This is a genomic window from Streptomyces sudanensis (assembly GCF_023614315.1).
GTDB lineage: Bacteria > Actinomycetota > Actinomycetes > Streptomycetales > Streptomycetaceae > Streptomyces > Streptomyces sudanensis.
The window spans coordinates 1,697,041-1,698,501 of sequence record NZ_CP095474.1; the positions used below are offsets into that span (position 1 = coordinate 1,697,041).

The window sequence follows — 1,461 nt, forward strand, 5'->3', positions numbered from 1 at the left end:
ACNGNNCCGNNNNCGNCCGTACGCCCCGTACACCCCGTATGCCCGCGGCCCCGTGCGTCAGAGGGTCACGCGGGCCGCGATCGGCAGGTGGTCGCTGTCGGTGCGCGGCAGGGACCAGGAGGCGACCGGCTCGACGCCCCGGACCAGGATCTGGTCGATGCGGGCCATCGGGAAACCGGCCGGCCAGCTGAAGCCCATGCCGTCGCCGGCGGCGCCCTGCGTGGAGCGCAGCTGGGAGGTGACGGCGTTGAGGGACCGGTCGTTCATGGTGCCGTTGAGGTCGCCGAGGAGGACCACCCGGCGGTTGGGTTCGGCGGCGATGGCCTCGCCCAGCCGGTCGGCGCTGCGGTCGCGCTGGTTGGCGGTGAACCCGGCGTGCAGCTTGAGCCGGACGGACGGCAGGTGGGCGACGTACACCGCGACGGGTCCCCCGGGCGCGGACACCGTGGCGCGCATGGCGCGGGTCCAGCCGAGCCGGATGTCGACGGGGCGGCTGTCGTCGAGCGGGTACCGGCTCCACAGGCCGACCGTGCCGCGCACCGAGTGGTACCGGTACGCGCCGGCCAGCGCCTCCTCGTACACGGGCACCATCGCGGGCTTCAGCTCCACCAGGGCCAGTACGTCCGCCCCCGACGCGGCGACGGCGCGGGCGGTGCCCCCGGGGTCCGGGTTGTCGGCGTTGACGTTGTGCGAGACGACCATGAGGTCGCCGCCGGGGCCGTTCTTGTCCGTGACGAGCCCGCCGAAGAGGTTCAGCCACACGACGGCCGGGACGAGGACGGCGACCAGCGCGGCGGGCGCGCGGCGCAGCAGCGCCAGGCCGGCCAGGAGCGGGACGAGCAGGCCGAACCAGGGCAGGAACGTCTCGATGAGGCTGCCGAGGTTGCCGATGTCGTTGGGGATGTGGCGGTGCAGGACCATCACCAGCGCCAGCAGGAGCGCGCACGCGGCCAGCACCGTGCCGCGCCGCCGGGCGCCGGGAGTGTGCCACCAGTGGGCGACCGCCGAGCGGACCCGGGATCCCGCGCGCCGTTCCTCCGCGGCGCCGTTCCCCGTTCCCGTCATGTCGTCCACCCGCGCCATTCCGCCGTCCTCACGTCCCGCTGTCCTTCCCGTGCCGGACCCCGACCCTAGGGGATCGCCCGTGGGGCGCGGCACGGCCGTACCGCCTCAGGGACGACCGCGGTCGCCGGGCGGGTTCCCGGAGGGTGCGGGCGGCGGGCGGGTTGTGACGAAACGCGCACACTCGCGCGCCCGGCGCCGCAGGCCGGCGAGGGGTTTCCCGGCGGCGTCCGGGCGGATCGCGCGTCCCCGGCGCCGCGGCGCGGTACGCCGGGACGGGATGCCGGTACGCCTTCCGGAAACCGCGGACGACCGCCGGGCGGGGCGCGGGACGGCGGGCGGCCCCGCGGCAGGGTCCGTACGGGGCGGTCGGACCGTCCCGTACGGGGTGCCGGGGGG

General features: G+C 76.4%; 1 protein-coding gene. It reads right to left on the reverse strand.

Annotated features, from left to right (window positions below):
• Nucleotides 1–57: 57 nt before the first annotated feature.
• Nucleotides 58–1,083 (reverse strand): endonuclease/exonuclease/phosphatase family protein, encoded by a 1,026-nt coding sequence (locus tag MW084_RS07840; RefSeq protein WP_010469184.1) that lies wholly within the window; start codon nucleotides 1,081–1,083, stop codon nucleotides 58–60.
• Between the last annotated feature and the right edge of the window lie 378 nt (nucleotides 1,084–1,461).

What these genes read in the sequence shown, in the direction of transcription:
- MW084_RS07840 (WP_010469184.1), bottom strand. Translation starts at nt 1,083, where the DNA reads ATGGCGCGGGTGGACGACATGACGGGAACGGGGAACGGCGCCGCGGAG.